This window comes from Synechococcus sp. R55.2 (assembly GCF_047462075.1).
Classification (GTDB): Bacteria; Cyanobacteriota; Cyanobacteriia; order Thermostichales; family Thermostichaceae; genus Thermostichus.
Genome location: NZ_JANSIH010000124.1, coordinates 1 through 7770 on the forward strand (window position 1 = coordinate 1; position 7770 = coordinate 7770).

5 protein-coding genes are annotated in these 7770 nt (G+C 59.8%); all 5 read right to left on the bottom strand.

Annotated features, from left to right (window positions below; translation table 11 throughout):
- Window positions 1-43: 43 nt before the first annotated feature.
- Window positions 44-553: a potassium transporter TrkG gene (locus tag NW838_RS04560; RefSeq protein WP_414427582.1), complete on the bottom strand. Its 510-nt coding sequence runs from the start codon at window positions 551-553 to the stop codon at window positions 44-46.
- Window positions 554-612: 59 nt separating this feature from the next.
- A complete protein-coding gene (locus NW838_RS04565) occupies window positions 613-1302 on the bottom strand; it encodes a potassium channel family protein (RefSeq protein ID WP_414356515.1) in 690 nt (229 codons plus the stop codon).
- Between the two features lie 70 nt (window positions 1303-1372).
- Entirely contained in the window at window positions 1373-2719 is a 1347-nt protein-coding gene (clpX, locus tag NW838_RS04570; protein ID WP_414343692.1) for an ATP-dependent protease ATP-binding subunit ClpX, read from the bottom strand.
- Between the two features lie 812 nt (window positions 2720-3531).
- The gene (gene ligA, locus NW838_RS04575; protein ID WP_414356520.1) at window positions 3532-5592 is read right to left on the bottom strand and encodes an NAD-dependent DNA ligase LigA; all 2061 of its coding nucleotides are present in this window, start codon (window positions 5590-5592) and stop codon (window positions 3532-3534) included.
- Window positions 5593-5624: 32 nt separating this feature from the next.
- Complete coding sequence (locus NW838_RS04580) at window positions 5625-7652, bottom strand: ArsA family ATPase (protein WP_414356517.1); 2028 nt, start codon at window positions 7650-7652, stop codon at window positions 5625-5627.
- Window positions 7653-7770 lie beyond the last annotated feature (118 nt).

Genomic DNA, 7770 nt, shown 5'->3' on the forward strand with positions numbered 1-7770 from the left:
AGAGATCCCGCCAATGCACCCAGAGCAGCAGAGCCCCCCCCAACTAAATGAGAGTGACCCCCAGCAGCACCCGCCGAGTCAATTCCAAGATCGCCCCCGGATCGATGAGCCCCAGCGAATTGCACAGCGCCAAGCGATTGAGGAGGGAAATGCGCCGCCCGATCAATTGAAACACCACCACCGCCAACACCATGAAGCCCACCCCGCCAATCTGAATCAGGATCAGCAGCACAATCTGGCCCAACAGGGTGAGATCCTCCGCCGCCACAATCGTCGCGAGCCCCGTCACGCTCCGGGCCGACATGGCCGTAAACAGCGCCTCATTCCAGCTCAAGGGATCCCCGCGCCCGATCCCCGGCAACATGAGCACCAAAGTTCCCACCACTGCCAAGAGCCCCAACCCTGTAACCAGGCGCAATGGCGGTGGCAGCGGGCGACGCCTGTCCCCCCCGAAAAACCACTGCAGACGATTCCCAAAGGCCCTAGAGGACTGAGACAATGCCGAGCCCGGTGTCGGCAGGTGGCGGGCGCGGGATGGTACCGGTGGAACCAAGCGCTCAGAGCCCTCCTCTGGCGGAAGCGGGACGGAGCCCTCTCTCATCGGAGCCCTCCCTACATTTCATTCAGCCGCGAGATGTTGGTATTGGCCCCCAGAACCACCAGCAAATCCCCCTTTTCCAGCAGGTAGTCTGCGGGGGGAGAGACCACCAGCGATTGCTTTCGCTTCACCACCAGCACCGTGATGCCGAAGCGGCGACGCAGATCCGACTCCGCCAGCGTATGGCCCACCAACGCCTCCGGCACCTGTAATTCCGTAATGCTGTAGCCCGGCTCCAGCTCTAGCTGATCTAGGATCCCCGGTGCTGTCAACACCTGAGCCAAACGGCGCCCTGCCTCTTGCTCCGGCAACACCACCCGATCTGCCCCCACTCGCAGAAGAATGGAGCGTTGTCGTTCGGTCGAAGCCTTACAGACCACATTGCGCACCCCCAGACTTTTCAGGGCCACCGTCGTCAGCAAATTGCTCTCAAAATCGCTGCCAATGGCCACCACCACCGTGTCGAAGGAGAGGATATCCACCGCTCGCAGCGCATCTTCATCGCTGGAATCGAGTGCCACCACCTGCGTCAGCTGATCCGCCAGGCGCTGCACGATCTCACGGCTGCGGTCGATCCCCAAGACATTGTGCCCTCGCTCCATCAAGGTAAGAGCCAAGCTAGAACCAAAGCGCCCCAGCCCAATCACCGCATACTCACGATCCACCCGCTGCCGTTCGCGCCAGCGGAACGTAGTCCCTGCCATGTGCTCTCCTGCCCCCTCTTTCAAGAACAGATCATAAGTTCATCCAGCAGGGATCGGAAGGGCCGCGACTCTAGGCCGACTCAGGCTTGGGCAGCGTAGAGGGGTGAGGAATCAGCTCGCGGGTGGAACGGCGCTCCACCATCTCTGCGGTGATGCGGATGTGCTTTAGGTCGCGGCGGGAGGGTGCCTCGTACATCACATCCAGCATTAGCTCTTCCACAATGGCCCGCAGGGCGCGAGCCCCGGTCTTGCGGCGATAAGCCTCTTTGGCAATGGCAGCAATGGCGGCAGGTTCAAACTCCAGTTCCACCCCGTCCATGCGCAACAGCTTCTGCGCCTGCTTGAGAATGGCGTTTTTGGGCTGCGTCAGGATCGCCTCCAGCGCCTTCTCATCCAGCGGATCCAAAGTCGCCACTACCGGGAGCCGCCCCGTGAATTCGGGAATCATGCCGTACTTGATCAAGTCTTCAGGCTCCAAAGCCTTGAGGGCATTGGCCATACGTTGCTCGCGGCTAACCGACAATTGCTCTCCTGGCTTGATAAAGCCCATCGATTTCTTGCCGATGCGCTGCTCGATTACTTTTTCCAGGCCAACAAAAGCCCCCCCGCAAATGAAGAGGATGTTGGAAGTGTCGATTTGAATGCAGTCTTGATAGGGGTGCTTGCGCCCTCCCTGGGGAGGCACGTTGGCTATTGTCCCTTCCAGCATCTTCAACAAAGCCTGCTGCACCCCCTCGCCGGAGACATCGCGGGTAATGGAGGGGTTCTCGCTTTTGCGGGCAATTTTGTCGATTTCGTCGATGTAGATGATGCCGCGCTGGGCCTCTTCTACGTCCATGTCCGCCACCTGCAGCAGGCGCAACAGGATGTTTTCCACATCCTCGCCCACATAGCCAGCTTCCGTAAGGGTGGTAGCATCTGCAACCGCAAAAGGCACATCCAACATGCGAGCCAGGGTTTCCGCCAGCAGGGTTTTGCCGGAGCCAGTGGGGCCAATGATCAAAATGTTGGACTTCTGTAGCTCCACCTCATCCAGTTCCGAAACTCCGACGCTACCGGGGTTGGCCTTGGCAGCCAGACGCTTGTAGTGGTTGTAAACCGCCACCGACAAAACCTTCTTAGCTTTTTCTTGGCCAATCACATATTGGTCGAGATAGCGCATGATCTCCTGCGGCTTGGGCAACTGCGCCAAAGAAGGCAGGCTGCGGGAGGATTTTTTAGGAGCTTCACGCCGGCCGCCGGCAGGGGCGGCAGCAGGAGGAGTGTTGCCGTCGTAGAGTTCCTCATCCAAAATCTCGTTGCAGAGCTCCACGCACTCGTCACAGATGTAGACCCCCGGCCCCGCAATCAACTTACGCACCTGATCCTGTGACTTGTTGCAGAAGGAGCACTTTAGATGGGAGTCATATTTGGCCATGGGATCCTCGTTGCTGCTTGCTCTTGGCTATCCTAATCCGGCAAAAGCCAGAAGAAAACTAAACCTTCCAATCCAGTCGCAAATTGGCTGCGAAAGCGTAAGGAGGCCGAAGTTGGTGGAATCTCACTGACCTACTAGTCTAGCATCTCCACTGGGCTCGTAGGGCTTGTTTCCAGATCCCCAAGGGGGCAGGGTGCCAAGAGATTCCCATGGGGATCAACTGGAAAGACTGGAGATATAGTCATTTCAAACTGGATTGAGACACTTCCCAAGCGCTCCGTGCCGCTTCCATGACCACCCAATCTTCAAAAGGGAGCTGGGAAGCAATGCAACGGAGGTGTTTCATTCTTGCTTCAAAGTGACCATAAGCTTCTCCAGCGCTCTGCGCTACCCGTGCAAACGCCACAGCCTCGGTTCTCCCCAAGTGTCTTACAAGGAGGAAAACTGGAAATGGAAGGGGTGAGCCGTTTCGCTGCTATCGGGAATGGTCATACATCCTTTGGACGGATTTATAGAAAAACCGCCCGACTTGACGCCGAGCGGAAGATGGTGTGAGGAGTGAACGGAAACATGCGTCTCCGCTGATCCCATCATAGTTGACCTTATCTGGCACTGGCAAAGGAATCCTTCAGTTAAGTTGGATACTTTTTGGAGGTGTGGCCGCGCCTTTTTGTAACCAAAAAGGGGAAGGAACTGTCCGTGTTTCGTTCGCTTCCCCCTATTGGCGTCCACTCCTCACTAGAGGTGAATCATAAATTATCCCTGCCGCTAAGACAACCCACCCTACCCAAGTTTTTCGGGGATCCACCCTGTCAAGGATGCAGATCACCGGATTCCACGGTGGGATCCAGCGCCAACAGCTCCGCTTCGGTCAGCAGGGGGATCCCCAGTTGTTGGGCTTGCTCCAGCTTGGAGCCGGGGTCAGAGCCCACCACCACGTAGTCGGTTTGGCGGCTGACGCTGGCGGTGACTTTGCCCCCCCGACTCTCAATCCAAGCCTTGGCCTGCTGGCGGGAGAGGGTGGGCAAGGTGCCGGTGATTACGAATTTTTTCCCGGCCAGGATCTGGGAGACGGCAGGGTTCTCCTGCTGAGGAAGAGCGGGGATCCCTAGCGCCTGCAACTCCTGCAACAGGCGACGATGGGCCGGCTCGGCAAACCAGGCCACCACCGCTTCGGCCACTTCCGCGCCTATCCCATAGATCTGGGCGATGGTTTCTGCGCTGGCTTGGGCCAAAAGCTCAGGGGTGGGAAAATGGCCGGCCAAAATCTGGGCGGTGACCACCCCCACATGGGGGATCCCCAGCCCGTAGAGCACTCGTTCCCAGGGCTGTTGACGAGAGCGCTGAATGGCTTGCACCAGCTTTTGGCTGGAGCGGGATCCCATCCCCTCCAAGCCCTGCAACTGCTCTGGGGTGAGGCGGTAGAGATCGGCTACGGTGCGCACCCCCAAGCTCTCCACCAATTGGGCTGCCCGCTTTTCCCCTAAGCCTTCGATATCCAAAGCATCACGGCTGGCCCAGTGCTGCAATTGGCCCCGCAGCTTGGCCGGGCACTCGGGGTTGGGGCAGCGGGTCACGGCTTCGCCAGGGGGACGAACCAAAGGGGCGTGGCATTCGGGGCACTGGCTGGGCAGGCTGTAGGGAACAGCGTCGGCAGGGCGCAATTCTTTTAGGATCCCGACCACCTCCGGGATGATCTCCCCGGCTTTGCGCACGATGGCAGTATCGCCAATGTGCACATCCAGCTCCCGCAGGCGATCGGCATTGTGCAGGCTGGCGCGGCTGACAAGGGTGCCGGCCAAAGGAACCGGCTCCAGCTCTGCCACTGGAGTGACGGCGCCGGTACGGCCCACGCTGGCCACGATGGCGCGGATGCGGGTGGGGACTTCCTGGGCAGGGTATTTGAGGGCAATGGCCCAGCGGGGAAATTTTTGCGTAAAGCCGGCCTCCTCCTGCAGCCGCAAGGAGTTCAATTTCACCACCACCCCGTCGCTGGCGTAGGGGAGCTGGGCACCCCGCCATCGCTCATAAAATTGGATCACTTCTCCCAAGCCCCGACAGACCTGGGAAAGGGGGTTGACTGGAAATCCCAATTCCTTGAGCTGCTGCAGACACTGCCACTGGGTTTGCGGGGGATCCCCGGCAGGCCATCCCTCCGGCCAGTGGAGGGCGTAGGCGAAGAAGCTGAGCTTGCGGGCGGCCACAACGCGGCTATCCAACTGCCGCAGGGTACCGGCAGCACAGTTGCGCGGGTTGGCAAAGGGGGGATCCCCGGCGGAACGACGCTCTTGGTTGATCCGTTCAAACTCGGCTAGGGCCAGATAGACTTCCCCCCGCACCTCCAAAACGGGAGGCGGATCTGCTGTCGCCAGCCGCAGGGGAATCGAACGAATGGCGCGCACGTTGGGGGTGATGTCCTCTCCGGCCTGTCCGTCCCCCCGAGTAGCACCCCGCTCCAAAAGACCCTCGATGTAGGTTAGGGCCAAGGCGGCGCCATCAATCTTCAGCTCACATACATATTCCAGCTCTCCCTCTGTCCTGCTGTCGGGAACAGGGGCACGGCCCAAAACTCGCAGCAGACGCTCTTGCCACTCCTCTAGCTCTTCTGGGTTGAAAGCGTTTTCCAAGCTGTAGAGGGGGATGCGGTGGAAGACGGTGGGAAAATGCTCTGCAGGTTTTTCTCCCACCCGCTGAGTAGGGCTATCGGGGGTGACCAGTTCAGGGTAAGCCCGCTCCAGCTCTTGCAGCTCGCGGTAGAGGCGGTCGTAAACGCTGTCTTCCAGGATGGGAGCATCGTGGACATAGTAGGCAATGCTGGCCTTCTGCAGCAGGGTGCGCAGCTCGCGGGCGCGTTCTTCCAACTTGGGATCCATAACGCTTTGGGTGAGCAAGGTCTACCCCTAGGTTAGGGCTCCTGAGGAGCGAACAAGTAGGAGCCGATATTCTCCAAGCTGGGAGGATGTAGGAAGGGGATGGTCAAGATGGCCTGCTGGGAAAATAGCTGGGGGAGCTGGGCCAGAAGAGTCTGGTGACGACGGCGGAGGGCCTCTCCAAAGGGGGTAGAATCCTCTAACCACACTCGATTGAGAACGGCGTAGGGATGAGGGATCCCCAAAGCATCCAGTTCCGCCAAGAGACGCTCGGTTTCTGCCAGAACTGCTTGCTCGGGGTTAAAGACGGGGATAAAGGTGACAAACTGGGGATCCTGGAGCTGCTGCCGAAGCTGCCGCACCTGGGCCAAAAGCTCCCGCATCCGCTGCGCCCATTCCGACCTGCCCACCACATCCCGATATTTCAGCCACAGCTTCAGGGCCAAGCTCACCCAACCTTCCAGAGCCTGGGGCATCTGCAGAAACCGCAAGAGATGGCCTGTGGGAGCCGTGTCCAGCACCACCAGGTCGAACTGCCCGCTCGTCTCCTGTCGGAGAACACTCAACAGGGCCATCACCTCATCCAAGCCGGGTGGGGGCATCTGCAGCAGTTGCCGCCACGCCTGTGGGTCGTATTGGACTTCCACCCCTGCCGTCCCCTCCCCCGCCAAGATGGCCGCCACCTCCTCCAGGTAATCCTGCCGGAATTGCTCCAGCACCGCCGCCGCATCGACCTCCTGCCCCAGCAGGTTGGGCAGCAGGGGAATGGGATCCTGACCCAGTTTCGTCTGAAACAGATCCCCCAGCGAGTGAGCCGGATCGATGGAGACCAGCAACAGCTGCTTGTCGGGATGGCGCTTGGCCAAGGTCCAAGCCAGGGCCCCGGCCACCGTCGTCTTGCCCACACCCCCTTTGCCCCCCACCAACACCAGTCGGATCCCTTGGGCCAAAAAGTCCGGTAGAGCCGGGATCCCCTTGAAGGAAGGGAAGAGGGTGGAGAAGAGAGACTTTCTCTTCTCTTGGCTCTCTGCTTTTTGCTCTGGGATCCCTTCCAACTCCAGCAGCACCTCTGGCAAGGGGCGAAGCTGCTGAACCAGCTCATCCAGGGCCGCCAACCCAACCGGCTCCTGCAGTTGATAAGGACAGACCCAGATAGAGTATCCGGGCAGCTCCTCCTGCAGGGCTTTGAGCACGCGCCCCTGTTCCTGTTGCCGCGCCGAGTAGAGAGGAGAGGGGAGAGCAGCGGGCAGCGAAGGTTGGCTGTTATTCTCTCTTGCAAGCAGCACCTGATTGACCAGAAGACCGCCGATGGGCACGCGGCGGTTTTGCAGTTGCTGACAAAAGCGGCGGGTTTCCGCCACGCTCAACTGCTCCGGGATCATCACCAGCCAAGCAGAGGTGCTCTCCGGATTGGTCAAGCGGGCTTTGCCCCCCTCAAGTTCCCCCTGCAACTGGGCCAAAAACGCATCCGCCTCATCCGGTCGATAGGTGCCTGTCAGGGCTTGGGCGATCTCCCGATGCTTGGCCTGAAAGGTGGCAAACACAGCCAGAAGATTATCCAAAAAGTCGGGCAGCTCCAACAGCCGCAGGGTATGCCCGGTGGGGGCCGTATCCAGAATGACCGTATCCACCTCCTCCCTCGCCAGCAGCCGGTTGACCTCCAGAATGGCCATCAGCTCATCCACCCCCGGCCACGCCAAATCCCAGATCGGCAGCAGATCCTCTCGGCCAAACCAACTGCCCCGCTCGGCAATGAGCTCCAGGGCCGGCCCATAGGTTTGCCGAAAAGACCGCAGCAAAATCTCCGCCTGCAAAGCCCGCACCTGCAAATTGGGGCGATCCGGCAAGGGTTGGGCCACATCCGTAACCGAGATTTGCAGCACGTCCCCCAACGAGTGGGCGGGATCTGTGGACATCAGGAGCAGACGGCGCTGGGGATCCACCTGGGCCAGTTGGCGAGCCAGCGCGCAGGTCAAGGTTGTTTTGCCCACTCCTCCCTTGCCGCTGAACAGCAAGAGGCGTTGGGAAGCCAAGAGCAGAGGATGGCAGGAATGCTGATACATTTACGCTGAACACTGCTGACCATTACTGCTCAACGGTGCAGCGATAGCATTCTGTCCATTACTGAACAGAAAGGCGGTATCCCGCAAAGCTCTGAGCATAACACCCAGAGCGCCTTGC

Excerpts from the sequence above, each read along its gene's own strand:
- clpX (WP_414343692.1), bottom strand. The coding sequence starts at position 2,719 with ATGGCCAAATATGACTCCCATCTAAAGTGCTCCTTCTGCAACAAGTCA.
- ligA (WP_414356520.1), bottom strand. The coding sequence starts at position 5,592 with ATGGATCCCAAGTTGGAAGAACGCGCCCGCGAGCTGCGCACCCTGCTG.
- NW838_RS04565 (WP_414356515.1), bottom strand. The coding sequence starts at position 1,302 with ATGGCAGGGACTACGTTCCGCTGGCGCGAACGGCAGCGGGTGGATCGT.
- NW838_RS04580 (WP_414356517.1), bottom strand. The coding sequence starts at position 7,652 with ATGTATCAGCATTCCTGCCATCCTCTGCTCTTGGCTTCCCAACGCCTC.